Source organism: Paraburkholderia rhizosphaerae, from assembly GCF_004366595.1.
Lineage (GTDB): Bacteria > Pseudomonadota > Gammaproteobacteria > Burkholderiales > Burkholderiaceae > Paraburkholderia > Paraburkholderia rhizosphaerae.
In genome coordinates, this window is the sequence record NZ_SORE01000003.1 from 143,102 (window position 1) to 169,206 (window position 26,105).

Genomic DNA, 26,105 nt, shown 5'->3' on the forward strand with positions numbered 1-26,105 from the left:
GCGGCACGCACTTGCAGGCGCAAACGCTCACGTCGCGAGCGTGGAGCGCGAATGCGCGGCAATGGACTTGCACACCGCATCGGTCACCTGCGTCGTGGTCGCGGTGCCGCCCAGATCGCCGGTATGCAGCGACGGATTCGCAGTCACCTGCTCGATCGCGCTCATCACGCTTTTTGCCGCATCCGCTTCGCCGAGATGGTCGAGCATCATCACCACCGACCAGAACGTGCCGACCGGATTCGCGAGACCTTTGCCCATGATGTCGAACGCGGAACCGTGAATCGGCTCGAACATCGACGGATAACGGCGCTCCGGATCGAGGTTGGCGGTCGGCGCAATGCCGAGGCTGCCCGCCAGCGCGGCGGCGAGGTCGCTCAGAATGTCCGCATGCAGATTCGTCGCGACGATCGTGTCGAGCGACGCGGGACGGTTTACCATGCGCGCCGTCGCTGCGTCGACCAGTTCCTTGTCCCACTTCACATCCGGAAACTCGCGGGAAACCTGTACCGCGATCTCGTCCCACATCACCATCGCGTGACGTTGCGCGTTGCTCTTCGTGATCACGGTCAACAGCTTGCGGGGGCGCGATTGCGCGAGCCGGAACGCGAAGCGCAACACGCGTTCGACACCCGCGCGCGTCATGATCGAAACGTCGGTTGCGACTTCGATCGGATGGCCCTGGTGCGCGCGGCCGCCAATGCCGGCGTATTCGCCTTCGGAGTTTTCGCGCACGATCACCCAGTCGAGATCGGCGGGCTTGCAGCGCTTGAGCGGCGCATCGATACCCGGCAGGATGCGCGTCGGCCGCACGTTCGCGTACTGGTCGAAGCCCTGGCAGATTTTCAGACGCAGGCCCCACAGCGTGATGTGGTCGGGAATATGCGGATCGCCCGCTGAGCCGAACAGGATCGCGTCCTTATCGCGCAATGCGTCGAGGCCATCGGCGGGCATCATCACGCCATGCCTGCGGTAGTAGTCGCCACCCCAGTCGAAGTTTTCGAACTCGAAGCGAAACGTGTCGCTGCGCGCGGCCAGCGCTTCGAGTACTTGCTGGCCCGCGGGCACGACTTCCTTGCCGATGCCGTCGCCGGGAATCGTCGCAATGCGATAGGTCTTCATGCTGAGGTGTCTCCTGGGGAATGAAGCGCTGCGTGCCTTCAGGCGCGAGTCTGATGACGGGATAACGGCATCGTAGGGAATCGACGCGTGCCGTGCGCGCTGCTAGACTTAAACCACCTTTAACCCCAGGTTAACAATCCGGCACAAAAATGAGCGGATCGGTTCAACCGGAAGACCTCGCGTTTTTCTCCGTGCTTGCGGGGCGCGGCAGTCTGACCGCAACCGCGCGCGAACTGGGGGTCACCACCGCGGCGGTCAGCAAGCATCTCGCGCAGATGGAGGCGCGCGCGGGCGTCGCGCTCGTCAATCGCACGACGCGCCGCATGAGCCTCACCGCCGAAGGTGAGATCTACCTGACGCACGCGCGCCGCATTCTCGGCGAGATGGATGAACTTGCACAGCTGTTAGGTGGCGCGCGCGCGGCGCCGAAAGGACTATTGCGCGTCAACGCAACGCTTGGCTTTGGCCGCAGTCATGTCGCGCCGGTCATCTCGCGCTTCGTGCAGCGCTATCCGGAAGTCGACGTGCAATTGCAGTTGTCGGTGGACCCGCCGCCGCTCAGCAGCGACGCGTTCGATGTCTGCATCCGTTTTGGCGAGCCGCCCGATGCGCGCGTAATCGCGAAGCGCATTGCGCCGAACCGTCGGCTGTTGTGCGCGGCGCCCGCGTACTTCAAGCGGCACAAGACGCCGAAGACGCCCGCCGACCTGGTGCATCACAACTGCATCGGCATTCGCCAGGGCGACGACGGTTATGGCATCTGGCGATTGACGAGCGGCCGCGGCAGCACGCAAAAGACCACCACGGTCCGTGTGCGCGGCAATCTGACCACCAACGATGGTGAGATCGCAGTGAAATGGGCGCTGGCCGGCCATGGCATCCTGATGCGCGCGGAGTGGGACATCGCCGAGTATTTACGTAGCGGCGCGCTGGTGCATGTGCTGCCCGAGTATCGAACGCCGGATGCGGATATCTTCGCGGTCTACTCGCCGCAGCATCAGATGTCCGCGCGTGTGCGGGTGTTCGTCGAATTTCTGGCGGCGGAGCTGCGCGCGTAACGTCGCACGCGTTCATGCGCACCTTCGCGTCATGCTTCGATACGCGCGCGCGTTACGCCAAGCAACGACGCCATCGCAGCGCGTGCGCGCGTCGCATCGCGGTCGCGGATCGCTTCGAACACCGCCGTATGTTCACCCAGCGATGCATTGAACACATCCGCGCGTTTCGCGTTCAGCCGGAGTTGCGCTTCGAGCGTGCGTTCGATCAGCGTGCCGAGCGGAATCAGCAGCTCGTTGCTGCACGCGGCAAGCACGCTCAGATGGAATTCGAGATCCGCGCGTACCCATTCGTCGACAGTGCGGGCGGCGACCATCGCCGCATGCGCGGCGTCGAGCGCGATAAACGCTGCATCGCTGCGCGACGCGGCCGCGAGCCCCGCCGCATACGGTTCGATCATCTCGCGCATTTCCTGCAGCTTCAGCGCAAAGTCCATCGGCGGCGCGACCCGCGAATACCAGTCGAGCACGTCGACATCGAGCAGATTCCACGCGCCCTTGTGCCGCACCCGCGTGCCGACGCGCGGCCGCGATTCGATCAGCCCTTTCGATGTCAGCGTGCGCAACGCTTCGCGCAACACGGTGCGGCTGACGCCGAACGTTTCCATTAATTCCGCCTCGCGCGGCAGGATCGATTCCGGCGCATAGTCGCCGCGCAGAATGGCGGTCGCCAGCTGATGCGTGACGCGGCCGTGCAGATCTCGCTGAATGACGATTCTCCTGATGTCCGGCGAGCCGGATGGCTCTTTCTCGAACGCAAACGTCCCAAATAATACTATTAATAGTATTTAAACGCGATTTTGTTGTAGCATGTGGCTCCCTGGACTCCCAGCCGTCCATCGCAAAACCCCGACATTCGGCCGCACATCAAAGGAGACGCGCCATGAAAATCACCCGCATCGAAACCTTCATCGTCCCGCCACGCTGGTGCTTCGTGAAGGTCGAAACCGACGAAGGCATCGTCGGCTGGGGTGAGCCGGTCGTCGAAGGGCGCGCGCATACGGTCGCAGCCGCCGTCGACGAGCTGTCCGACTATCTGATCGGCAAGGACCCGCGGCTGATCGAAGACCACTGGCAGGTGATGTACCGCGCCGGTTTCTATCGCGGCGGCCCGATCTCGATGAGCGCGATCGCCGGCGTCGACCAGGCGCTGTGGGATATCAAGGGCAAGTTTCATGGTGTGCCGGTGCACGCGCTGCTCGGCGGCCAGGTGCGCGACAAGATCAAGGTGTATTCGTGGATCGGCGGCGACCGGCCGAGCGATGTCGCTAACAACGCGCGCGCAGTCGTCGAACGCGGCTTCAAGGCGATCAAGATGAACGGCTCTGAAGAGCTGCAGATCATCGACACATTTGACAAAGTTAAAGGCGTGATCGACAACGTCGCCGCGGTGCGCGAAGCAGTGGGCCCGAACGTCGGCATCGGCGTCGACTTCCACGGCCGCGTGCACAAGCCGATGGCGAAGGTGCTCGCAAAAGAGCTCGACCCGTACAAGCTGATGTTTATCGAAGAGCCGGTGCTGTCCGAAAACGCCGAGGCGTTGCGCGACATCGTCAACCAGACCAGCACGCCGATCGCGCTTGGTGAGCGTCTGTATTCGCGCTGGGACTTCAAGCACATCCTCGCGGGCGGTTATGTCGACATCCTGCAGCCCGACGCGTCGCACGCAGGCGGTATCACCGAATGCCGGAAGATCGCATCGATGGCCGAAGCGTATGACGTCGCGGTCGCATTGCACTGTCCGCTTGGGCCGATCGCGCTCGCGACGTGCCTGCAGATCGACGCCGTCAGCTACAACGCGTTTATCCAGGAACAGAGCCTCGGCATTCACTACAACCAGGGCAATGACCTGCTCGATTACATCAAGAACCCGGAAGTCTTCAAATACGAAGGCGGTTATGTGTCGATTCCGCAGGGCCCGGGCCTCGGCATCGAAGTGAACGAAGACAAGGTGCGCGAAATGGCGAAGGTCGGCCACCGTTGGCGTAACCCTGTGTGGCGTCACACAGACGGTAGCGTCGCCGAATGGTAAGCGTGGTGATGTGATCTGACCGACGATGTAACGCCGCCCGCGGGCGGCGTTTTCATTTGCGCAACGCGAAATGCGCGAATCTCCGCGCGACGTTTCATCGACGCTACGTTTTCGGCGCGAATCGCGTGGCGCGCGCGCTACCGTGTCCGGCGCGACGCACGCCTCCTTGCACACAATCATTGCTGCACAACGCTTCGCGGTGCGCTCGCAGAAAATCGGCAGTGATTGGCTCACTCCTTGCTGAATGGTTAGTAACACGACCTTTTCGCAAACCGTGCGCCATGACCGAATTCATCCCCGACTATCTGATTCGCCAGCAGGCGGCCGTTGGCGCGCTTGTCGTGTTCGGTGTGCTGCGCGTGATTGTCGCGGCGATCGCGTACGAACGCGGCTGGCGCATTGCATTTGTGGAACGTTGCTTTGTGGCAGCCGCGGTGCTCTATTGCGTACCGCAGCTATTCGATCTGTTCACATACGTGTATAACGCTCATGCCGCGTCCGCCGAACTGGAAGGCAAATTCGCGGGCTGCGCGATCGCGCTGATATGCGCGCCGATTCTCAGCCATCGGTTGGGTTTCGAGTGACGTACCGGCGCGCGCCGCGGCGACTGAGAGACAGTTGAGCGATAACAAACACTCCATACGAAGAAAAATACGGAGGTAATGTGCCGCACGCGATCCCCTACCGAACCGGAGAGGTTTTCACGCTGAAGTCGGGCGGCCGGCCGATGACCGCCACATGGGTCGGCCCGGTCGCCTTTGCGCCGGGCATCTGGCTGATTTGCGAATGGCTGGACGACGCGGGCGAGATTCAGCAAGGCATGTTCGACGCGGCGACGCTCGCGCCGGTCGCGCACGCCTGACCCGCGAGCGGCACGCAATGGCCGCCCGCAATGGCCGCCCGCGATGGTTGTGCCGATGCGCATAGCCGCCTTGCCTGGCCTGCCGCGCCTAGCCGGCCGCCACGAACCCGGGCACGCTATCGGCCAGCACAGCGGCTGCGGCGAACACGCCGATCATCGCCATCGCTTCCAGATAAAGCAGATTCGCAAACGTGTGCGCGTCCATCGTCGACGCGGTGCGGCGCAGTCTCGGCAATGCGGAAAAGCGGTTCAGCCCGCCCAGCACAACCGCGAGCGCCACCAGCGCGAGCTTCAGAATCAGCAGATGCCCCCACGTGGTCTGGTCGATCGCGGCAAACGATCCGCCTGAACCCCGCACCGCATTGAGCACGCCGCTCAGCAACACGAACACCAACGCGACCAGCGACACACTCGACACCTGCGCGGCCGTACGGATCAGCACGCCGCGCGCGACCGACGCGCCGAGCGCCGGCAGCACCGCGAAACCCGATGCAAGCACGAGGCCGCCCCATACCGACGCGGTCAACACATGCAGCGTCTGCAGGCCGACCGCCGGCGACGCGGCCCCCGCATCGGCCGCGTGACCCAGCGACGCCTTGCCGGCTGCCACCGCGATCACCGCGAGCCACAATAATGCATTGCGCAACATGCCGGTATGGCTCGCGAGCGACGTCAGCAGCAACAGCACCGCGCCGCCGAACGCGAGCGACCACGCATAGCCGACGTGCGTCTGCACGAGCACGGTCGGCACGACGCCGAGCGCGGCGGGCAAGCTGACGCCGCCCATCGACGCGGCTGCGTATAGCAGCCAGACGAGATCGGCGAGCACCAACACGATCGCCGAGGTCTGCATCGACCGTTGCGCACGCAACCACGCGGGCCGCGCGGGCGCGACCTTCGCCTGCGCATCCTTTGCAAGCCACGCGGCGAGTAGCGCGGCGCCAACCGCGAATGCGAATGCGATGTTCATCAGCGCGCCCATCGCAACCTGCCCGATCCAGAGTCCACCGAAGGTCATGGCAGGCTCGCAGAACGGACAATGGGCGCGGCGATAGCGCACGGGGAAAACACACAGGCAACGTTGGATAGCTTCATCAGGGGCTGATTGAAAGGTCACGAGGAATGCGGCCGTGCGGTAGGCTTCGCTACCCGTTCACTGCGCGATTCACCGCGACCAGGTAGGATCACTGCCGGAGAGCACCGCCTGAGCGCACAGCGCGAAGGCGACATCTTAAAGGAAGCGCGCAGCGCTGCCGAGGCTTGACTACAAAGGCTTTGCGCGTATACCGCACGGCCCGGTCGCAGGCAGTGGACAATCCCTGTCAGCCATCGTTGCGTCAAACTGTCGCACACCCGCGTCAGGCCTGAACTTCGCGGCGTGTGGCAAATAGTCACCATCAGTCATCGATGATAGAATGCTGCGTCGCCGCAGCGCCCGCTGCCGTTGCTCGTCGTTTTTTCGTCGCATACCGAGCCAGCTCGAAGCTCGGTCAGGTCCCCGATTTCATGGAGTTACGCGTGTCTTCAAGACGCATTTTCCGCCCGCTGCTCGCCCTTCTGTTGATCGGCAGTGCAGGCGTCTATAGCGCTGCGAAAGCGCAAACGCAGCCCAAAGCACCGGATACGATGGAATCACGCGTGCAAGGCTGTACCGCGTGCCACGGAACCCATGGCCAGGGCACCGACAACGATTACTTCCCGCGTCTCGCAGGCAAGCCGGCGGATTACCTGTACAACCAGCTGAAGAACTTCCGCGAAGGGCGCCGCAAGTACCCGCCGATGAATTACCTCGTCACGTACCTGTCGGACGACTACCTGCATCAGATCGCCACGTACTTCTCGCAGCAGCGCCCGCCCTATCCGCCGCCGACGAAGCCGAACGTCTCCGAGTCGACGCTCGCGCGTGGCCGCGAGCTCGTGCTGAACGGCGATTCGACCAAACAGATTCCGGCCTGCGCGGCGTGCCACGGCAAGGCACTGACCGGCATGGAACCGGCTATCCCGGGTCTGGTCGGCCTGCATTCGGACTACATCAGCGCGCAGCTCGGCGCATGGCGCTCGGGCACACGCCACGCGATCGAACCTGACTGCATGCACACCATCGCAACGCGTCTGTCCGACGACGACGTGAACGCCGTTGCCGCGTGGCTCTCCACGCAGCAGGCTCCGCAAAACCCTGTGCCGGCACCGGCCAATTCGTTGAAGACTCCGCTTGCCTGCGGCAGCGAACCGCAATAAGGCATCGGGAGAGACCATCAAATGAAACGCAAGTCCCTGTTCGCTCTTTCGGCTGTCATCGTCGTTGCGGCCGCCGCGCTCGTTCCGGTCCTCTGGTCGGGTAGCGACAACCTGCACAACGGCTCCGCGATGGCGGCCACACCGGCCGACCAGGCCGCGCTGATCAAGCGGGGTGAGTACCTCGCGCGCGCCGGCGACTGCATCGCGTGTCACACGGTGCGCGGCGGCAAGGAATTCGCCGGCGGCCTGCCGATGGCCACGCCGTTCGGCACGCTGTTCACGCCGAACATCACACCGGATGACGAATTCGGTATCGGCAAGTGGTCGTCGGATGACTTCTACCGCGCGATGCACACGGGCCGCTCGAAGGACGGCAGCCTGCTGTACCCGGCCTTCCCGTTCACGAGCTACACGAAGGTCACGCGCGCCGACGCGGACGCGATTTACGCGTACCTGCGCTCGGTGCCGCCGGTGCATGTGCCGAGCCGCCCGCATGAACTGAAGTTCCCGTTCAACAACCGTAACCTGCTGATCGGCTGGCGCACGCTGTTTTTCCGTGAAGGCGAGTACAAGCCGGATCCGACGAAGTCGGTCGAGTGGAACCGCGGCGCGTACCTGATCGAAGGCCTCGGTCACTGCGGCATGTGCCACACGTCGATCAACGCGATGGGCGGCCCGGTGAATTCGGCGGCGTTCGCAGGCGGTCTGATCCCACTGCAGAACTGGTACGCACCGTCGCTGACATCGAACAAGGAAGCCGGTCTCGGCGACTGGGACATCAAGGACATCTCCGATCTTCTGAAGACCGGCGTGTCGGAGCGCGGCGCGGTGTTCGGCCCGATGGCCGAAGTCGTGCACAACAGCTTGCAGTACATGTCCGACGATGACATCCACGCGATGTCGACGTACCTGAAGACGATCCCGCAGAAAGACGAAGCGCCGGAGCATCTGCAACTGGAAACCAGCGAACAGTTCGGCAGCGAACTGTTGAAGCAAGGCCAGAAGATCTACGCTGATAACTGCGCGAAGTGCCACGCGGAAAACGGCCTCGGCATGCCGCCGTCGTTCCCGCCGCTCGCGAACAACCAGTCCATTCAGATGCCGTCCGCGGTCAACCCGATCCGTATGGTGCTCAATGGCGGTTATCCGCCGAGCACGGGCGGCAATCCGAAGCCGTACGGTATGCCGCCGTTCGCACAATCGCTGTCGAATCAGGAGGTGGCTGCGGTCGTGACGTACATCCGGATGTCGTGGGGTAACCACGGTACGCCGGTGTCGCCGCAACAGGTCAGCGAACTGCGTTCGGCGCCGCTCGACTAAGCGGTACCCGATGCAAGCAGGGCGCGGCCAGTTCGCGGGCCGCGCCCTTTGTTTTTGGTTTTCGTTAAACCATAAAGGGCTGGCCCGCCGCGTGCTGGGTAGCTCATAACGAGCAGTTTGCATTTGAGTGTTCGGGGAGGAACGCCGTGCCAATCGGCGAGCGTCTGAACTGCATCACCCACCTTGTCGGCGCGTTGTTATCGGCGGCAGGGCTGGCGACGCTCGTGACGCTCGGCGCCGTCGACGGCGATGCGTACAAGGTGGTCAGCCTTAGCGTTTATGGCGCAATGCTGTTCGTGTTGTACGCAATCTCGACGCTCTATCACAGCGTGCGTGCTCCGCGAGTCAAGAGCGTGCTGCAGAAGTGTGATCATGCGGCGATCTACCTGATGATCGCGGGCAGTTATACGCCATTCACGCTGGTCACGTTGCGCGGTCCGTGGGGCTGGTCGCTATTTGGCGTCAGCTGGGGCTTGGCCGCGCTTGGCATCATGCAGGAACTCACGCTCGGGCGGCGCACCCGCAGCGTATCGATGGTGCTGTATGTGTTGATGGGATGGCTTGCGCTCGTCGCCATCCGTCCGCTGGTCGAAGCATTGCCGGCAGCGGGCACAGTATGGCTCGTCGCCGGCGGCATCATTTACAGCGCTGGCATCTATTTCTTCATCAACGACGAGCGCATCCGGCACGGACATGGTATCTGGCACCTGTTCGTGCTCGCTGGCAGTTTGTGCCAGTTCGTCACTGTCGCGCGCTATGTCGCATGATGACCCCTTGCAATAAATGCAACTTAACGCCAGTCGACGTGTCTGCTTAGCGCGTTGAAGCATTCGGCATGCAACGTGCGTGCCGCCGATTTTTTACGCGAACGGCGTCGGCGAGGCAGCAAGATGAGCCTCGCTGGATGAGCCGGCCAATGTATGTCCCCCCGTTCGCCACATCCGCATTACGAAGAGCTTATGTCTTTTGATTCTCTCGGCTTGTCCGAACCGTTGGTCCGCGCCGTTCACGAACTCGGCTATACGTCTCCTACTCCGATCCAGCTGCAAGCCATTCCCGCGGTGCTGAACGGCGGCGATCTGCTCGCCGGCGCGCAGACCGGCACCGGCAAGACCGCCGGCTTCACGCTGCCTATCCTGCAACGGCTGTCGACCAACGCGTCGTCTGCCGCGAACGCGAAGCGCGTGGTTCGCGCGCTGATCCTCACGCCGACGCGCGAGCTCGCCGCGCAGGTCGAGGAAAGCGTTCGCGCTTACAGCAGGTATGTGACGGTGAAGTCGACCGTGATGTTCGGCGGGGTCGGCATCAATCCGCAAATCGATGCGTTAAAGCGCGGCGTCGATATCGTCGTCGCGACGCCGGGGCGCCTGCTCGATCACATGCAGCAGAAGACCATCGATCTGTCGCGTATCGAGATACTCGTGCTCGATGAAGCGGACCGCATGCTCGATATGGGCTTCATTCACGACATCAAGCGCGTGCTCGCGAAGCTGCCGCCGAAGCGGCAGAACCTGCTGTTCTCCGCGACCTTTTCCGATGAAATCAAGGCGCTCGCTGACAGCCTGCTCAACTCGCCCGCATTGATCGAAGTCGCGCGGCGCAACACGACGGCCGAAACCGTCGCGCAGAAGGTGTACCCGGTCGATCGCGACCGCAAGCGCGAACTGCTCACGCATCTGATCCGGCAGCACAACTGGTTCCAGGTGCTGGTGTTCACGCGCACCAAGCATGGCGCGAACCGCCTTGCCGAACAGCTGACGAAGGACGGCATCAGCGCATTAGCCATTCACGGGAACAAGAGCCAGTCGGCGCGCACGCGCGCACTCAGCGAGTTCAAGGAAGGCACGCTGCAGGTGCTGGTCGCGACCGATATCGCCGCGCGCGGCATCGATATTGATCAGCTGCCGCATGTGGTCAATTTCGATTTGCCGAACGTGCCCGAAGACTACGTGCACCGGATTGGCCGTACCGGCCGCGCGGGCGCGACCGGTGAGGCGGTGTCGCTGGTCTGCGTCGACGAGCTGCAATTGCTCAAGGACATTGAGAAGCTGATCAAGCGCGCGGTGCCGCAAGAAGTGATTGCCGGCTTCGAGCCCGATCCGAACGCACGACCCGAGCCGATTCAGCGACGCGGTCAGGGTGGCGGTGCGCGTCAGCCGCGCGAAGCACGCGACGCGGGTCAGCGGCAAGGCGCGCCGAAGCGCGACAGCGCTGCGGCTTCGAAACAGCGGCCACAGCAGCCGCGATCGGGCAAACCGGCGGCGAATTCGCAGGCAAGCGCGAAGCCGAAGCAGCAACAAAAGCAGCAGCAGGGTCAGCCGCGCAATCAGCAACACGCGGGCGGCGGCAAGACGCATGCTCAGCAACCGGCCAAACCGCAAGGCGCAAGGCCCGCGAATGCGCAAGGTCAAGCGCGCAAGGACAGCCCGCGCCACGACGCAGCGCGCGCGCATGAGAAGCCGCGCTCGAGTACTCACGATCACGGCGCCGCGCATGCGCAGCGCAAGCCGGGTAACAATCCGGGCGCCCTGCTCGGCGGCAACAAGCCGCGCAGCGACGCGCCGAAGCGGCCGAACCCGCCGCGCGATACGCGGCGCGGCGACTAAAGGGCAACTGAGGGTGGCGACTGAAGCGCGCCAGAAGCACTTGAAGGGCACCGAAGGGTGACTGAAGGGTTAGAAGCGCGCGAAATTGGCTACGACGCCGGGCATCACTGCTACGAAACGTCCGGTTGCCCTCTTCACGACGAACGCCCAGCCGCCCTCTTCAGATAGTCGATCTGCTGCATCCAGCGTTCGAGCGTCGCGTCCTTTCCTTCTTCGAGTGCGAACGTAATGCCACTCGTGAGCCGCGCGTAGCGCACCCGCTGCGCTTCGCCCATATCGATCGAACCACGGAAACATACAAGCCCGGCCGACGCGTCGCGAGCGTCATCATCAACAGGCAGCGGCACGAATTCCAGCTGCACCTGATAGAACGCATCGTCGAATACGAACGTAAGCGCGGCACGCCGGTTCTGCGCTAGCGCTCGTGCGCAACGGGCTTGTGGCCACAGCGCGATGCAAAGACTTCGCGAATCCGGCGCGTAAAGCTCGCCGATTCCGAGCAGAGACGTTCGCAGATGGCCAATCGTGTCGGTCGTCAGCAGCGAAGCCGTGAAACCGATTTTGGACACGAGCGACGTACCGTCGAATAGCGCGCGCAGGCCGTCGGGCCATTGATCGAATAACTGCTGTTCAAGCGTGGGTTTGCCGGCCGCGGAATCGGTCATTAAATATCTCCATCGATGGTCGATGCGGCCGCTGCGCCACATCGGATGCGTACGATTCAGGGTCGCCACATAAGCAAATGGCCCGCCAGATGCGGGCCATTCTGATCTGTCCGGTAGCACATGGGCGCTTATCGATCGCTTACCGATACAGTGCGTGACGCACGAGCGCAGTCACGGTCACAGTCACCCTACGACGCAGCAAAACGTCAAAAAGTCTGTCCGCGGCGCTTATCGAAAGAACACATGCTGCGCGATTTTCTCGAGCGGATAGTGCACACCGGGCTGAATTTTCGCCGGCAGATCGAGTGGCTTCAGCAGCATCTTCACACACATTTCCGCTGACAGGTTGCGACGCACGAGCTTGTTCACGCGCGCGGAGAGCTCCTTGTTATAGGCCGGGTCCGCGACCCGCTCCGGATAGCGGATCGCAAACACATGCCGCAGCGCAATTTCAGAGTCTTCGTTCTTGATCTCCATGACCCGGCGCAGCAATGCGCCGAGCACCGCGAGCCGGCCATTGCCTTCGATCCTGTTGTACTTTTTAAAGAATTTGAAAAAGTGCTTGTAGTGCCGAACCTCGTCGGTACGGATGTTGTCGGTGATCTGCTTGAGCACCGGTTCGTCCGAACAGGTGCTGATCGCCCGATAAAGCGTCGCCGTGCCGGTCTCGACCACGCAGCGCGCGACCATCTCGAGCGCACGCGTTTTCTCGAACTCCTCGACGCTGCAGGTCTTCGAATATTCATCGAAGAAATTGTGAAACGCGGTGTCCCAGTCGAACTCGGGCCACACGTGCGCGATGTAGGTTTTTAGCGCGCGCCCATGCTGCAGTTCCTCCGGCTCCCATTCGGTGTTGAGCCATGCGGACACCTCAGGGTCGTCGTTAAAAAACGTGCTGAGGTTCCTTGTATAGAGGTCTGTACCGCTTTCAATAAAAGAAGACGCGCACAACAACAGCAGCAGATCCTCGTTGGCGACAGCGCGCGGACGGTCGATTCGGCTCAGATCGATATCTTCGATTCGCCAGGGCATTTCGTGGATCGCTTTAGTGTGCATGTGTAGTGCTCCCAAAACTGGATCGGCTCGTTGAACGAAGCATGCCCAAAACCCGAGCGCTCTGACCGGTAATCTCGCGCTTTTCTCCCAAAATGCACGACAGCCCGATGTTAACGAATTGGTCTTTACCTTTCATCTTAGCCGCTGATTCGCAAAAGTGCAGGAACACCCGAGCACAGACCATGCCGAGCTATCCCAGGTTCCTGTGACAAATGACGCGATCGGGCAAGGCGCGATGCCATGCGCGCGATGTGCAACGCGCATGCTTGCTGGACGCGGGTCAGCGATGTAACAGGCGGTAAGAGACAGCGCGTGTATGAAGACCTCGCAAGCCCATGCGGATTGACATTCGTATGCGCGTTGACGGGCGCCTCGCAGGGCTCATCGAGCGGACGCCTTACAATACGCGCAAGCCAACCCTTGCCCGCCGCGCGCCACCGCGCGGACCGACCGCCAAGCCATGACCCGAGACCCGCGCCTCACGCTGAACGCACGCCAACAGGAACTACTCGAATGGGTGCAGCGCGACGGCTTCGTGACGGTGGACGATCTTGCCGCCCACTTCGACGTGACGCCGCAAACCATCCGGCGCGACGTCAACTGGCTCGCCGACATCAATTTGCTGCGCCGCTATCACGGCGGCGCGAGCCTGCCCACCAGTTCCGAGAATGTGTCGTACAGCGCACGACAACGGATGTTCCATGACGAGAAGCGCCGCATCGCAGCACTCGTCGCGACACATATCCCCGATCAGGCGTCGCTCTTCATCAACCTGGGCACGACCACCGAGGAAGTTGCGCGCGCATTGAACCGCCATCGCGGGCTGCATGTGATCACCAACAATCTGAATGTCGCGAGCATGATGAGCGGCTATCCGGATTGCGAGGTGCTGGTGACGGGCGGCATCGTGCGACCGTGGGATAAGGGCATCGTCGGCGAACTGGCGATCGACTTTATCCGGCAGTTCAAGGTGGACTTCGCGATCATCGGCACGTCGAGCATCGAGACCGACGGCACGCTACGCGACTTCGATACGCGCGAAGTGCGCGTCGCCGAAGCGATCATCGAGCATTCGCGCACCGTGTTTCTCGCTGCCGATCACTCGAAGTTCGGCCGGCCGGCTCTCGTACGTCAAGGCCATCTGAACCAGATCGATTCGCTCTTTACCGATGCGCCGCCCCCCGCCGGAATGGCCGAAACGATTGCCACATCCGGCACGCAGGTGTTCATCGCCGAGTAACGCGCGTGCGTCGAAGTGAAAGCGGACGAAAGCAAAATTTAACGGGGCCGCATATTGCGCCGCACATCGAAGCATGCTGCGATGCACGCGAAACCTGCAGTGAAGTCGTGAAGTCGACGGCTGGCTCAGACCGCCTGGAGGGCTCGCCGCTGTCAAATGGAAAATTTACTGGGGCCGATTTGGCGTTCGTGCGGTAGTTGACTAAACTCCAGTTCCCCGACGTGCTTATCGAGCGCGACGGCGACGAAAGCTGAACCTCATGCCTGATCCCATAAGGATCGCCCCGCTGTCAGCACCGCCTGACAGAATCGCGCGAAGGCAGCCCGAGTATGCGTGGAATGGAGAGAAACGATGCTGAGTCCGCATGAATTCGCCACATTGTTGCTCGTGAAGGACGCACCGAACCAGGTCGACATGCAGCGCCAGGAGCTTGACGCGCTGCTCGAACGGCAGCTCGTCCAACTCGAACGACTCGCGTCGGGCCGGCAGCAATGGCGCGTCACCGAGAGCGGCGATTCCGCACTCAGAGCCATCAAGCGATTGTCGTAATTCACCCCTGCCCGGCATGCATTGCCGGGCATCACGTATTGAATCGGTGAGCGTGTCCGCAACGGACATGCGAGCGCACGGGTTCGCGGACGGTCACGCGGCGCCGGGTTTCCGGTCTGCTCGCCTGACCGTTTTCTTATGCCTGTTCTTCTGTCGAACCCGACGATCCCGCCTGGCTTAGCCGCTGCGCAGCGTCGGATCGACTGCCGAACGCCAGGTAATCGCTAGCGCCCGCTGTTCGTTGAAAAACGCTACCCAGCGATTGCGCAATTCCGGGTCGCTACTCGTACCGTATTGGGTGTACTGCTTCGCGATCGACTGCTGAAATCCGCAGAAATTGTCCTGCGTCAGCCGGCCGCGCCGATACGCGACAAACGCGTCAAAAAACGCCACGTAGACCGACTGCGCGTCCTGCCCGTAGTCGACCGTTTGCGGACCGCACATCTGCTGCAACGCTTCGAACGACGGCGCACCCCTGGTGCCGGTCAGGCTGGGCGTGCTCACACAACCCGCGACGAGTGTCGCGGCCCCGATCATCCAGATTCCACGCATGTTCTGTTCACCTCGAAATGGCTGGTGACATGAGTATCGTCCGGTGCGGCGCAGCGCGCCACCAGTCCGGCAAATGCGCGGCAAGCGTGCAGCCACTGCACGGCAACTGCTGTCCGATGCGCAGTAAATACGGCCTCGCCCCTATCGCATCGCATCGCCCACGCCTGACGCCGTTCGAACTTTACTTTTTCGAATTCGCTCGTTAAAGTTCGAAAACGAACACCAAGTTTTCGGGAAGCTTTCTCCGGGCGGGTTCATTTCACAAGAACGAGGGCTCACGGTGGCGCAAGACTCCCCTTTCGATCTGCTCGTCGTGGGCGGCGGCATCAACGGCGCGGGCATTGCACGCGACGCGGCCGGACGCGGGCTGTCGGTGCTGCTGTGCGAACAGCACGATCTCGCCGCGCATACGTCATCGGCCAGCACCAAGCTGATCCACGGCGGCTTGCGCTATCTCGAGTACCGCGAGTTCTCACTCGTACGCAAGGCGTTACAGGAACGAGAAACGCTGTTGCGCGCCGCGCCGCACATCATGTGGCCGCTGCGCTTCGTAATGCCGCATATGCCGAACCTGCGGCCCGCATGGCTGATCCGCGCCGGACTGTTTCTGTACGATCACCTCGCACGTCGCGAGTTGCTGCCTGGTTCGCGTGGCATCGATCTGCACACGCATTCGGCTGGCGCGCCGCTCGTCTCGTCGATCACCCGCGGCTTTGTCTATTCCGATGGCTGGGTCGACGACGCGAGGCTAGTCGTGCTTAATGCGCTCGACGCAAGCGAGCATGGCGCTCGCGTGATGACCCGCACGAAGCTCGCCAGCGCGACGCGCGCGAACGGTCTTTGGCGCGCGCGGTTGATACAGGCGGACGGCACAGCGTTCGACGTGCACGCGCGCGCGATGGCGAATGCAGCGGGGCCATGGGTCGGCGAGCTATTGCGCGATGCGATCGGGTCGAATACGACCCAGGCAATGCACGACGCTCAACGAGACGATCCGTCGAACCATCCGAACGACAGCGCGAACCACAAGCCGAGCTACGCGGTGCGGCTCGTCAAAGGCAGTCATATCGTCACGCGGCGCCTGTTCGAGCACGACCACGCGTATATTTTTCAGAATCCCGACAAGCGGATCATCTTCGCGATCCCGTACGAGCGCGATTTCACGCTGATCGGCACAACCGATATCGAATACCACGGCGATCCGTCTCGCGTCACGATTACCGCGGAAGAAACGCAATACCTGTGCGACTCGATCAACCGCTATTTCAAGCAGCCGATCTCGCCGCGCGACGTGGTGTGGTCATACTCGGGTGTACGGCCCTTGCTCGAAGACGAAAACGCGGATAACCCTTCGGCGGTGACACGCGACTACCGGCTCGAACTGGACCACCCCGACGGCGCAGCGCCGCTGCTATCGGTGTTCGGCGGCAAGATCACGACGTTTCGCAAGCTTGCCGAAGAAGCGCTCGACAAAATCACGCGCGCACTGGGTGCGCCGGTGCCGGCGTGGACAGCCGGTGCACCGCTGCCGGGCGGCAATATCGCGCATGCCGATTTCGCGGCCTTTGCCGCGCAGTTCGAACAGCAACACCCGTGGCTGCCCGCTCGGCTCGCGCGTCGGTACGCGCGCGCATACGGCACACGGGCCGCGCGTGTGGTTGGTGAAGCGCGTTCGCTCGCGGAGCTCGGGCACGCATTCACGCCTGACCTCTACGAAGCCGAGCTTCGTTATCTACGCGAGGTCGAATGGGCGCGTAGCGCCTACGATGTGCTGTGGCGCCGCACAAAGCTCGGCCTGCATGTCGAACCGGGCACGCTCGATACCGTCTCACGCGACATCGACGCGTGGTTTGCGCGCAAGACGCCCGCACAACAGATATAAGCGCGCCACAGTAGACGGCACGCGTGCAACAATCAGGCGCGCGAATCCGCGAACCGCGCGGCCGCGATCGCCGACACCTACAAAGACACGGAGCAGACACCCATGCCGGATCAATACATCCTTGCGCTCGATCAGGGAACGACGAGCTCACGCGCGATGCTGTTCGACCGCAATGGCAATGTCGTGTCGAGCGCGCAAAAAGAATTCGAGCAGATTTATCCACAGCCGGGCTGGGTCGAGCATGATCCGCACGAGATCTGGTCGACCCAGGCGGGCGTCGCCGCCGAAGCGGTGACGCGTGCGGGCATCGGTAGCTCATCGATCGCGGCGATCGGCATCACGAACCAGCGCGAAACGACGGTTGTCTGGGACCGTGACACGGGCCAGCCGGTGTACAACGCGATCGTCTGGCAGGACCGCCGTACCGCCGATTTCTGCGACCAGTTGAAAGCGCAACGGCTTGAAGAAACCGTACGCGCGAAAACCGGCTTGCCGATCGATTCATATTTCTCCGCGACGAAAATCCGCTGGATTCTCGATAACGTCGAAGGCGCGCGCGAAAAGGCGCGGCAAGGCAAGCTCGCGTTCGGCACCGTCGATAGCTGGCTCGTGTGGAACTTCACAAAGGGCAGCCTGCATATCACCGACGTGACGAACGCGTCGCGCACGATGCTGTTCAACATCCATACGCTGCAATGGGACGACGAACTCCTCGCGGCACTCGATATTCCGCGCAGCATGCTGCCTGAAGTGCGCCCGTCGTCGGACGTGTACGGGCCCGCGCAATCCACCGTATTCGCCTCGAACATTCCGCTCGCCGGTATCGCCGGCGATCAGCACGCGGCGCTCTTCGGCCAGCTCTGCACGCAATCGGGGATGGTGAAGAACACCTATGGCACCGGCTGCTTTCTTGTGATGAACACCGGCAACCAACCGATCGAATCGAAGAACAACCTCGTCACGACCATCGCGTGGCAGATCGGCAATCGCATCGACTATGCGCTCGAAGGCAGCATCTTTATCGCGGGCGCGGTCGTGCAATGGCTGCGCGACGGACTCGGCCTGATTCGCAGCGCGGCGGAAATCGAGGCGCTTGCGCGCACGGTCGCGCATAGCGACGGCGTCTACCTGGTGCCCGCGTTCGCCGGGCTCGGCGCGCCGCACTGGAACGCGCGTGCACGCGGCACGCTGTTCGGCGTCACGCGCGGCACGACGTCCGCGCATATCGCGCGCGCCGCACTCGATGCGATCGCGTATCAATCGCTCGATGTGCTGAAAGCGATGGAAGCCGACTCCGGCATGCGCGTGCACGAACTGCGAGTCGACGGTGGCGCATGCGCGAACAATCTGCTGATGCAGTTTCAGGCCGATCTGGTCGGCGTCGATGCGGTGCGCCCGCGCGTCAGCGAAACGACGGCGCTCGGCGCCGCGTATCTGGCCGGACTGGCAGTCGGTTACTGGAAGGACATCGATGCGCTGCAAAGCCAGTGGCAGCTCGAGCACCGCTTTTCGCCGACGATGGCGCGACAGCAGGTCGATCAGTGTCTCGCCGGCTGGCAGCGCGCGGTACGTGCCGCAAAGGCGTGGGCAGACGATACGCACTGACGCACACCGGGTGCGTGCGCGTCACCGCGAGCAACACGCGCGTTCGCCAGGCGCGCGGTTCGCGCGAAGCCTTCGCGCCGCAAGCGCGGCAGCGCCATCAACTCGTGACGCCGCCGCACCGCGTATCATGTCGCTTTCCGCCAGCGTTCGAAGCTGTATGCACGCGCCAGTCCCCGCTCCTCAGTGTTCCCTATGATCGACCACCTCATCTGTGACTGCGACGGCGTGCTCGTCGACAGCGAAGTCATCGCCGATCGGGTGATGCACAGTACGCTCTCCGGGATGTATCCGGACCTTTCGTTCGACGCGATCATGAAAACCGCATTCGGTCAAAAGACGTCGCGTTTTCTCGAAAGCGTCGAGACGACCTTCGGCATCAGGTTGCCGCCGAACTTCGTGCAGACCGTCGATCGCAATGTCGAAGCGGAATTGGCGAGCTCGCTTGCTGCGATCAGCGGCGTGCGCGATGCGCTGCACCGCGTGACGCTGCCGGCGGCGGTGGTGTCGAATAGCCGGCTCGCACGGGTCAGCGCATCGCTGCAGCGCGCGGGCCTCACCGAAGTCTTCGCGGACCGGGTATTTAGCGCTGAACAGGTCGCGCGGCCCAAGCCGTTTCCGGACGTCTACCTGTTCGCAGCGCAGCAACTCGGCGTGGAGCCCGCACGCTGCATCGTGATCGAAGATAGCGTGTCGGGCCTCAACGCGGCACGCGCGGCCGGCATGAAGACCATCGCGTTCGTCGGTGCGAGCCATATCCCGGACGGCTACGCGGACGTTCTGCGCAATATGGGTATCACCCGGATCATGCAGCACATGAGCGAGTTGCCGGCGCTCGTCGAAGCCGGCACGCAAGGCGCATTCGGCGACGTGCAGTCGTAACGCGCGGCTCGGCACAACCGCCGCGCGCCACCCGCTACGCCGCTTCCGTAGACAATTCGCGAGCCGCCGCAAGCGCCGCGCGAAACTCGACCAGTTCGGCAATCGTCAGCATCGGCATCGCGTGCTGAGCGGCAAACCGCTCGACGTCGGCGCCACGCATCATCGTGCCGTCCGGATTCATCAGTTCGCACAGCACGCCGGCCGGCTTGAGGCCCGCGAGCGTCACCAGATCGACCGTACCTTCGGTATGGCCGCGCCGCGCAAGCACGCCGCCCGGCATCGCACGCAGCGGGAACACATGGCCCGGTCGCACGATATCGGCGGGCTTCGCATGATCGGCGATCGCCGCGCGAATCGTCGTCAACCGGTCGGCTGCCGATACGCCCGTCGACACGCCATCGCGTGCTTCGATCGACACGGTAAACGCGGTGCCGTTGCGGCTTTCGTTGTTCGACGTCATCGGCGGCAGTTCGAGCGCGCGAATCCGCTCGTCGGGCAGACACAGGCACACAATGCCGCTGCATTCGCGAATCAGCAGCGCCATCATCGCTTCGGTCAGGCGCTCGGCGGAGACGATCAGATCGGCTTCGTTCTCGCGGTCGTGATCGTCCTGCAGCACGACCGCGCGGCCATCGCGCAGCGCCTGCAGCGCGGCGGCGATGCGCGGCGGAATCGCGTCGGCGTCGGGCAGCGGAAGATCGGCGAGCGCATCGTCCGCGCGAACCGTGGGCTCGGGAAAGCGTGCAACGAAGGCAGACGGGGAAACAGCAGGCGTGACAGCAGCAGTGAAGGACATATGAAACGCTCCTCGCAAAAGTTGGGCGAAAAACGTTTCAGGGCATTGCAAACAGACAAACGCATCCCGCGGCGCGCCGCAACGGGCGCGCCCCGCATCATGACGAGCGGCGCGGCAAGGACGAACAGATGACTATCTGCACATCTTCTTCCATCCGGACTATGACCGTCGGCTCTGGCATCGCACCAGATCTGCTGACCTCGCGCGTGGTTCGAACAACCGAACGCACCTGCGCGCGAGCGCTCGCGGGCTCGCAGGCCGACACGCACTTGCACAGTTGATCGCGCGCCGCCGCTGCATACCGCCGGTGGGGAATTTCACCCCGCCCTGAAGACGTACTGATTGCCGGAACGAAATTTCCGGCGGGCAAAGCATACAACAACGATCGATATTTCGCTCGGCGGTTTATTCCAGCAACCGCGCGATCGACCTCGCGGATTACTGCGACCGAACCGCGGCAGCAGACCCCGCCGGGGCAGCCAGAGCCCAGCGCGGCGGCGTCTCCGGATTCACGATCACGCGAAACGCACGCGCCTCCGTATCGCCAGGATTGCGCAGCGTATGGGGCTGATCCGCATCGAACATGATCGCGTCGCCGGTCGCAAGCAATTGGCGCCGCCCATGCACGATGATTTCGAGCGTCCCTTCGCTGACCACGAGGTTCGCGGTCGTGCCCGGCAAGCGACGCGCACCTTGCTCGGTATGAAGCGGCGCAATCCGCAACTCGTGAAACTCGGCGGCAGCCGGTTCGGCGTCGGGGTAGAGCGCACGTGTTGCAAAGCGCCCATTCGACGTCAGCAAGCGCGCTGCGCGCTCGGCCGGCAAATGCTCGAAACCGTGCAGCGCGTGACGCCGCAAGAACGCCGACACCGACACCTTCAGCGCGCCCGCAATCTTGCATAGCACCTTGATTGACGGCACGCTGCGTGCCGATTCGATCTGCGCGAGCATCGCGCGCGATACGCCCGACAATCGCGACAGCGCGTCGAGCGACAACTGTCGTTCTGCGCGCAACCGCGCGAGATTCACGCCGACCAGTTGCTCGAGCGCATCGACTGTGTCGGACGCGACATATCCATCGACAGCGGCTTCGTCCGTGTCCGGATCGCGCACCAGCGCGAGCGGGGAATGCATGATGGGCCTCCTTGCGCGCCGCCGCGACAACCGCACAGAACGGCGCAAGCCTGAGTGGAGGCAAGACTAGCATCGGCTCGCGCGCGGCCCAACGAAGATATCGTCACACCGATATCACGATTGCGGCCGCGCGTATTCGCCCGCCGCTCCTACTGCTGCCGTTAGCCCGCTTTCACCCGCTGCTGCACGATGGTTGCAGGCGCATCGATGCGCGCCGCGACCCACGTCAGCACCAGCGCCGCCACCGCGACCACCGCCGCAACCCACGGCAACGCATCGAGTCCGAACCCGTGACCGATCGTCAGTCCACCGAGCCACGCACCCATCGCATTACCGACATTGAATGCGCCGATATTCAGCGTCGACGCGAGATTCGGCGCGGCCGCCGCTTTTTCAACGACGCGCATCTGCAGCGGCGGCACCGTCGCAAAGGCGGCGATACCCCACACGAACACGGTCACCGCGGCGGCGATCTGCGAGTGACTGGTGTGCGCGAACACCGCCATCACGACTGCCAGCACCACGAGAATGCCCATCAGCGACGGCATAAGCGACCGATCCGCGAGCTTGCCGCCGATCATGTTGCCGACCGTCAAGCCAACGCCGAACAACACGAGCATCAGCGTCACGCCATGCGGAGTGAAGCCGCTCACCTGCTCGAGAATCGGCGCGATATACGTGAACACGACGAACACACCGCCAAAGCCGAGTACGGTCATCGCGAGCGCAAGCCACACTTGCGGCTCTCGCAGCACTCGCACTTCATGACCGAGACTGGCCGGCGCGATGTCGTGGCGATTGGGCACCAGCGCGCTAACACCCGCGAGCGACAACACACCGAGACCACTGACGATCCAGAACGCGACGCGCCATCCGAACTGTTGGCCGATGAACGTACCGAACGGCACGCCGAGCACATTGGCGAGCGTCAGACCGGTGAACATCAGCGCGATTGCGCTTGCGCGCTTTTCCTGCGGCACCAGCGACGCGGCCACCACCGCGCCGATGCCGAAGAACGATCCATGCGCGAACGACGTAACCACGCGCGCAACCATCAGCAGACCGTAGCTGGGCGCGACCGCGCACAGCACGTTGCCGACGATAAATACGGCCATCAGCAGTTGCAATGCGAGCTTGCGCGGCATGCGGCTAGTGAGGACCGCGAGCAGCGGCGCGCCGACCGCGACGCCCAGCGCATAGCCGCTCACCAGCAAACCGGCGGACGGCAGCGACACCGCGAGGTCGTTCGCGACTTCGGGCAGCAGCCCCATGATCACGAACTCGGTCGTGCCGATCGCAAATGCGCTGATCGCCAGCGCCAACAGTGGAATAGGCATTTCGGGTTGCTCCAGAAATTGATGCAGGCAGAACCGTGTGACGCGTCACGAAGACGCGTTCTCCGCGGCCGTTACGAATTCGATGACGACGCCCGGGGCAAGCGCGACAAACAGTTGGACTTCGCGAGTCAGCGGCACATCGGCGCATTGATAGCCGACGCCGGCCGCGTCCATGCGCGCGATCAGCGCGCGCCACGCGTCGCCGCTGTCGACGCGCAACGCAATATGGTCGATGCGCGGCGCGACCCGGCCGGGCGAGGCGTCGTTTGCCGCAACGCCTGGGAAAGTCGCGTCGACCAGATGGATCACCGCCCGCCCTTGCGCATACAGCCACGCACCGCCGACCCGAAACGGCGGCCGCGCGCCATCAGCGAGGCCTGCGATGTCGACGAAAAAGCGGCGCGCCGCGTCGAGGTCCGGCGTGACGATGGTTGCGTGGTCGAGATGCATTGCCGCCTCCAGGGTTTTCACCAATGCGCGCATTCTCACCGGAGAGCGGAGTTTTGAGAATTGACGTAGCATTTGAAGGATTTTCAAGCGTTTTTTGAAAGTGACAGCAATGGACAATCTCGGTGATATCCGGCTCTTCGTCGAGGCCGCTCAACTCGGCAGCCTGTCCGCAGCGGGCCGCAAGCTGGGCCTGACGCCGGCGGCGGCCAGCGCGCGCCTCGCGAAACTCGAAAGTGGTCTGAAAGCGCGCCTGTTCGAACGCACGACTCGCCAGTTGCGCCTCACAGAAGAAGGCCGCGTATTCCTGCAGGGCAGCCGCCAGGCGCTGAGCGCACTCGACGATGCGCAAACCGCGCTGCAAGCGGGGCAGAACACGGTGCGCGGCAAGGTGCGCATTTCGGCGACATCGGATTTCGGCCGCAACCTGCTAATGCACTGGCTCGACGAATTCAATGCGCTGTATCCGGAAGTGACGTTCGGCCTGACGCTGTCCGATGCGCTGTCGAATCTGGTGCTGGATGAAATCGATCTGGCGATCCGCTTCGGCGTGCCAGCCGACAGTTCGTTCGTCGCGCGGCCGCTCGCGCCGAATCCGCGCGTGGTTTGCGCGTCCCCTGAATACATCGGGCGGCACGGCCTGCCCGAGCATCCGCGCGACCTTGCGCGCTTTCACTGCATCGTGCTGTCCACTGCGTCCGGCCCGGTCAACGAATGGCGCTTTACGCGCGGCAATGAACTCGAGGTGTACACGGTGCCGCTCGATACCGCGCGCGAGACCAACGATGGCGCGGTGGCGCGCGAATGGGCGCTGCGCGGCTACGGGATTGTCGTGAAATCGATGTGGGATGTGGAGGCAGACCTCCGCTCGGACGGCCTGCGCGTGCTGCTGCCCGGCTGGCGCTACCCGGATGCGCCGCTGCACGCGCTCTACCACCGGAACCGCTTTATGGCGCCGCGAGTTCGGGTACTGCTCGATTTTCTCGCTGAGCGCTTTACGCGCACGCTGGCCGAACTCGAAGCCCGCTGCGGATATCCGGAGATCGCCCCGGTCACGGGCGACGTCAGAAAAGACGCGCGGTGAAAGGCTATAATATCGGACTACACCGCAAACAGCCCCAAGCTGCGCCCAAACGCGCGCACCCAGATGCGTACCCGAATGGCCGCCCGCGCGCGGCCGCATGCATTTGGGCGCGTATGACCCGATCGGCTACCGTTTCTGGCCACCGCATCTGGCCACCGAAGCCGACCGCTGCAACGGGTCACGTTGGCGACGCTGGCCGCGTTTATTGTTTGCGCCCCACATCGAATTGAATGACGCCCCCAGGTCAACCACTGCGAACGGCGAACCTAGATGACCAAGAAAGTTTATGTAAAGACCTTCGGCTGCCAGATGAACGAGTACGACTCCGACAAGATGGTCGACGTGCTCGGCGCCGCTGAGGGCCTCGTGAAAACCGACACGCCGGAAGACGCGGACGTCATTCTGTTCAATACCTGCTCGGTGCGCGAAAAGGCGCAGGAAAAGGTCTTCTCCGACCTCGGCCGCGTGCGCGAACTGAAAGAAGCGAACCCGAATCTGCTGATCGGCGTCGGCGGCTGCGTCGCGAGCCAGGAAGGCGCGTCGATCGTGTCGCGCGCGCCGTATGTCGATCTGGTGTTCGGGCCGCAGACGCTGCACCGCCTGCCGCAGATGATCGACGCACGCCGCGCGAGTGGCCGTCCGCAAGTCGATATCACGTTCCCCGAAATCGAAAAGTTCGACCATCTGCCGCCGGCGCGCGTCGATGGGCCGAGCGCGTTCGTGTCGATCATGGAAGGCTGCAGCAAGTACTGCAGCTACTGCGTGGTGCCCTACACACGCGGCGAAGAAGTATCGCGTCCGCTCGACGACGTGCTGACCGAAATCGCGGGCCTCGCCGACCAGGGCGTGCGCGAAGTGACGCTGCTCGGCCAGAACGTGAACGCCTACCGCGGCGCGCTGACCGCCGGCGCATCCGACATCGCGGACTTCGCGACGCTGATCGAATACGTCGCCGACGTGCCGGGCATCGAGCGCATCCGCTACACCACTTCGCATCCGAAGGAATTCACGCAGAGGCTGATCGATACCTACGCGAAGGTACCGAAACTCGTCAGCCACCTGCATCTGCCGGTGCAGCATGGCTCCGACCGCATCCTGATGGCAATGAAGCGCGGCTACACGGTGCTCGAGTACAAGTCGGTGATTCGCCGGCTGCGCGCGATCCGTCCGGACCTGTCGCTGTCGACCGACATCATCGTCGGCTTCCCCGGCGAGACGGAAGACGATTTCGCGAAGACGATGGCGCTCGTGCACGAGATGAGCTACGACACCAGCTTCTCGTTTATTTACAGCCCGCGCCCCGGCACGCCGGCCGCGAATCTGCACGACGACACGCCGCGTGAAGTGAAGCTGCAACGGCTGCAACATTTGCAGGCGACCATCGAAGCGAATGTGGCGCGCATCAGCGACGCGATGGTCGGCAACGTCGAGCGCATTCTGGTCGAACGGCCAGCGCGCAAGGACCCGACCACCGAGCTCGCGGGCCGCACGGCGAACAATCGCGTCGTGAACTTCCCGGCGCCGCTCGAATCGCATGCGCGGCTGATCGGCCAGATGATCGACGTGAAAATCGTCCGCGCGTACCCACATTCGTTGCGTGGCGAACTCGTGCTCACGCACGAGGACGTCCCCGAGACCACTCACTGA

Annotated in this window: 25 protein-coding genes and 1 riboswitch; of the genes, 15 read left to right on the forward strand and 10 right to left on the reverse strand. The window is 63.2% G+C overall.

Annotated features, from left to right (window positions below):
* Nucleotides 1-27: 27 nt before the first annotated feature.
* On the reverse strand, nucleotides 28-1,119 hold the full coding sequence (locus BX592_RS04705; protein WP_134190502.1) for a tartrate dehydrogenase: 1,092 nt from the start codon (nucleotides 1,117-1,119) through the stop codon (nucleotides 28-30).
* Between the two features lie 149 nt (nucleotides 1,120-1,268).
* On the opposite strand from BX592_RS04705, the gene BX592_RS04710 reads away from it, so the two are divergent.
* Nucleotides 1,269-2,177 (forward strand): LysR family transcriptional regulator, encoded by a 909-nt coding sequence (locus tag BX592_RS04710; RefSeq protein ID WP_134190503.1) that lies wholly within the window; start codon nucleotides 1,269-1,271, stop codon nucleotides 2,175-2,177.
* A gap of 29 nt (nucleotides 2,178-2,206) precedes the next feature.
* Here the strand turns inward: BX592_RS04710 and BX592_RS04715 are convergent, their stop codons facing one another.
* Nucleotides 2,207-2,899, reverse strand: coding sequence for a FadR/GntR family transcriptional regulator (locus BX592_RS04715; RefSeq protein ID WP_134190504.1), 693 nt, complete (start codon nucleotides 2,897-2,899; stop codon nucleotides 2,207-2,209).
* A 158-nt stretch (nucleotides 2,900-3,057) separates the two neighbouring features.
* On the opposite strand from BX592_RS04715, the gene dgoD reads away from it, so the two are divergent.
* The 3 genes from dgoD (at nucleotide 3,058) to BX592_RS04730 (ending at nucleotide 5,068) form a co-directional block, all read left to right on the forward strand.
* Nucleotides 3,058-4,206 (forward strand): galactonate dehydratase, encoded by a 1,149-nt coding sequence (gene dgoD / locus BX592_RS04720; protein ID WP_134190505.1) that lies wholly within the window; start codon nucleotides 3,058-3,060, stop codon nucleotides 4,204-4,206.
* A 281-nt stretch (nucleotides 4,207-4,487) separates the two neighbouring features.
* Complete coding sequence (locus BX592_RS04725) at nucleotides 4,488-4,790, forward strand: hypothetical protein (protein ID WP_134190506.1); 303 nt, start codon at nucleotides 4,488-4,490, stop codon at nucleotides 4,788-4,790.
* An 80-nt stretch (nucleotides 4,791-4,870) separates the two neighbouring features.
* Nucleotides 4,871-5,068, forward strand: a complete 198-nt coding sequence (locus BX592_RS04730) for a YodC family protein (protein ID WP_134190507.1) — start codon at nucleotides 4,871-4,873, stop codon at nucleotides 5,066-5,068.
* A gap of 88 nt (nucleotides 5,069-5,156) precedes the next feature.
* Here the strand turns inward: BX592_RS04730 and BX592_RS04735 are convergent, their stop codons facing one another.
* Nucleotides 5,157-6,086, reverse strand: coding sequence for a CopD family protein (locus BX592_RS04735; RefSeq protein WP_134190508.1), 930 nt, complete (start codon nucleotides 6,084-6,086; stop codon nucleotides 5,157-5,159).
* 488 nt (nucleotides 6,087-6,574) lie between these two features.
* Here BX592_RS04735 and BX592_RS04740 point away from each other — a divergent pair, with 488 nt between their 5' ends.
* The 4 genes from BX592_RS04740 to BX592_RS04755 all read left to right on the forward strand — a co-directional run bounded on the left by BX592_RS04740 (nucleotide 6,575) and on the right by BX592_RS04755 (nucleotide 11,232).
* Nucleotides 6,575-7,306 (forward strand): c-type cytochrome, encoded by a 732-nt coding sequence (locus BX592_RS04740; protein WP_134190509.1) that lies wholly within the window; start codon nucleotides 6,575-6,577, stop codon nucleotides 7,304-7,306.
* A gap of 21 nt (nucleotides 7,307-7,327) precedes the next feature.
* The gene (locus tag BX592_RS04745; RefSeq protein ID WP_134190510.1) at nucleotides 7,328-8,626 is read left to right on the forward strand and encodes a c-type cytochrome; all 1,299 of its coding nucleotides are present in this window, start codon (nucleotides 7,328-7,330) and stop codon (nucleotides 8,624-8,626) included.
* Between the two features lie 146 nt (nucleotides 8,627-8,772).
* Nucleotides 8,773-9,393: a PAQR family membrane homeostasis protein TrhA gene (gene trhA, locus BX592_RS04750; protein ID WP_134190511.1), complete on the forward strand. Its 621-nt coding sequence runs from the start codon at nucleotides 8,773-8,775 to the stop codon at nucleotides 9,391-9,393.
* A 192-nt stretch (nucleotides 9,394-9,585) separates the two neighbouring features.
* Nucleotides 9,586-11,232, forward strand: a complete 1,647-nt coding sequence (locus tag BX592_RS04755; protein ID WP_134190512.1) for a DEAD/DEAH box helicase — start codon at nucleotides 9,586-9,588, stop codon at nucleotides 11,230-11,232.
* Nucleotides 11,233-11,366: 134 nt separating this feature from the next.
* On the opposite strand, the gene BX592_RS04760 is transcribed toward BX592_RS04755, so the two are convergent.
* Nucleotides 11,367-11,897, reverse strand: a complete 531-nt coding sequence (locus tag BX592_RS04760; protein ID WP_134190513.1) for a hypothetical protein — start codon at nucleotides 11,895-11,897, stop codon at nucleotides 11,367-11,369.
* A 228-nt stretch (nucleotides 11,898-12,125) separates the two neighbouring features.
* Nucleotides 12,126-12,953, reverse strand: a complete 828-nt coding sequence (locus tag BX592_RS04765) for a ferritin-like domain-containing protein (protein WP_134190514.1) — start codon at nucleotides 12,951-12,953, stop codon at nucleotides 12,126-12,128.
* Nucleotides 12,954-13,413: 460 nt separating this feature from the next.
* Between BX592_RS04765 and BX592_RS04770 the strand changes: the two genes are divergently transcribed.
* Nucleotides 13,414-14,193 carry a DeoR/GlpR family DNA-binding transcription regulator gene (locus tag BX592_RS04770; RefSeq protein WP_134190515.1) on the forward strand — a complete coding sequence of 260 codons (780 nt, stop codon included), beginning with the start codon at nucleotides 13,414-13,416 and terminating at the stop codon, nucleotides 14,191-14,193.
* A 351-nt stretch (nucleotides 14,194-14,544) separates the two neighbouring features.
* Nucleotides 14,545-14,742, forward strand: a complete 198-nt coding sequence (locus tag BX592_RS04775) for a hypothetical protein (protein WP_134190516.1) — start codon at nucleotides 14,545-14,547, stop codon at nucleotides 14,740-14,742.
* Nucleotides 14,743-14,919: 177 nt separating this feature from the next.
* Here the strand turns inward: BX592_RS04775 and BX592_RS04780 are convergent, their stop codons facing one another.
* Complete coding sequence (locus BX592_RS04780) at nucleotides 14,920-15,294, reverse strand: hypothetical protein (RefSeq protein WP_208327849.1); 375 nt, start codon at nucleotides 15,292-15,294, stop codon at nucleotides 14,920-14,922.
* A 313-nt stretch (nucleotides 15,295-15,607) separates the two neighbouring features.
* Here BX592_RS04780 and glpD point away from each other — a divergent pair, with 313 nt between their 5' ends.
* The 3 genes from glpD (at nucleotide 15,608) to BX592_RS04795 (ending at nucleotide 19,660) form a co-directional block, all read left to right on the forward strand.
* Entirely contained in the window at nucleotides 15,608-17,176 is a 1,569-nt protein-coding gene (gene glpD, locus BX592_RS04785; protein ID WP_425021305.1) for a glycerol-3-phosphate dehydrogenase, read from the forward strand.
* A 102-nt stretch (nucleotides 17,177-17,278) separates the two neighbouring features.
* The gene (glpK, locus tag BX592_RS04790; protein WP_134190518.1) at nucleotides 17,279-18,781 is read left to right on the forward strand and encodes a glycerol kinase GlpK; all 1,503 of its coding nucleotides are present in this window, start codon (nucleotides 17,279-17,281) and stop codon (nucleotides 18,779-18,781) included.
* A 192-nt stretch (nucleotides 18,782-18,973) separates the two neighbouring features.
* Entirely contained in the window at nucleotides 18,974-19,660 is a 687-nt protein-coding gene (locus BX592_RS04795; protein ID WP_134190519.1) for an HAD family hydrolase, read from the forward strand.
* Between the two features lie 34 nt (nucleotides 19,661-19,694).
* Here the strand turns inward: BX592_RS04795 and ribB are convergent, their stop codons facing one another.
* The 4 genes from ribB to BX592_RS04815 form a co-directional block, all read right to left on the reverse strand.
* The gene (ribB, locus tag BX592_RS04800) at nucleotides 19,695-20,456 is read right to left on the reverse strand and encodes a 3,4-dihydroxy-2-butanone-4-phosphate synthase (RefSeq protein WP_134190520.1); all 762 of its coding nucleotides are present in this window, start codon (nucleotides 20,454-20,456) and stop codon (nucleotides 19,695-19,697) included.
* Between the two features lie 138 nt (nucleotides 20,457-20,594).
* Nucleotides 20,595-20,795: riboswitch (FMN riboswitch) on the reverse strand.
* A 99-nt stretch (nucleotides 20,796-20,894) separates the two neighbouring features.
* Nucleotides 20,895-21,590 (reverse strand): helix-turn-helix domain-containing protein, encoded by a 696-nt coding sequence (locus tag BX592_RS04805; protein ID WP_134190521.1) that lies wholly within the window; start codon nucleotides 21,588-21,590, stop codon nucleotides 20,895-20,897.
* A 161-nt stretch (nucleotides 21,591-21,751) separates the two neighbouring features.
* Complete coding sequence (locus BX592_RS04810; protein ID WP_134190522.1) at nucleotides 21,752-22,927, reverse strand: MFS transporter; 1,176 nt, start codon at nucleotides 22,925-22,927, stop codon at nucleotides 21,752-21,754.
* Between the two features lie 45 nt (nucleotides 22,928-22,972).
* Nucleotides 22,973-23,377, reverse strand: coding sequence for a VOC family protein (locus BX592_RS04815; RefSeq protein WP_134190523.1), 405 nt, complete (start codon nucleotides 23,375-23,377; stop codon nucleotides 22,973-22,975).
* A 109-nt stretch (nucleotides 23,378-23,486) separates the two neighbouring features.
* Between BX592_RS04815 and BX592_RS04820 the strand changes: the two genes are divergently transcribed.
* Together BX592_RS04820 and miaB are read left to right on the forward strand one after the other, a co-directional pair.
* Entirely contained in the window at nucleotides 23,487-24,458 is a 972-nt protein-coding gene (locus tag BX592_RS04820; RefSeq protein ID WP_134190524.1) for a LysR family transcriptional regulator, read from the forward strand.
* A 270-nt stretch (nucleotides 24,459-24,728) separates the two neighbouring features.
* Nucleotides 24,729-26,105, forward strand: coding sequence for a tRNA (N6-isopentenyl adenosine(37)-C2)-methylthiotransferase MiaB (miaB, locus tag BX592_RS04825; protein WP_134190525.1), 1,377 nt, complete (start codon nucleotides 24,729-24,731; stop codon nucleotides 26,103-26,105).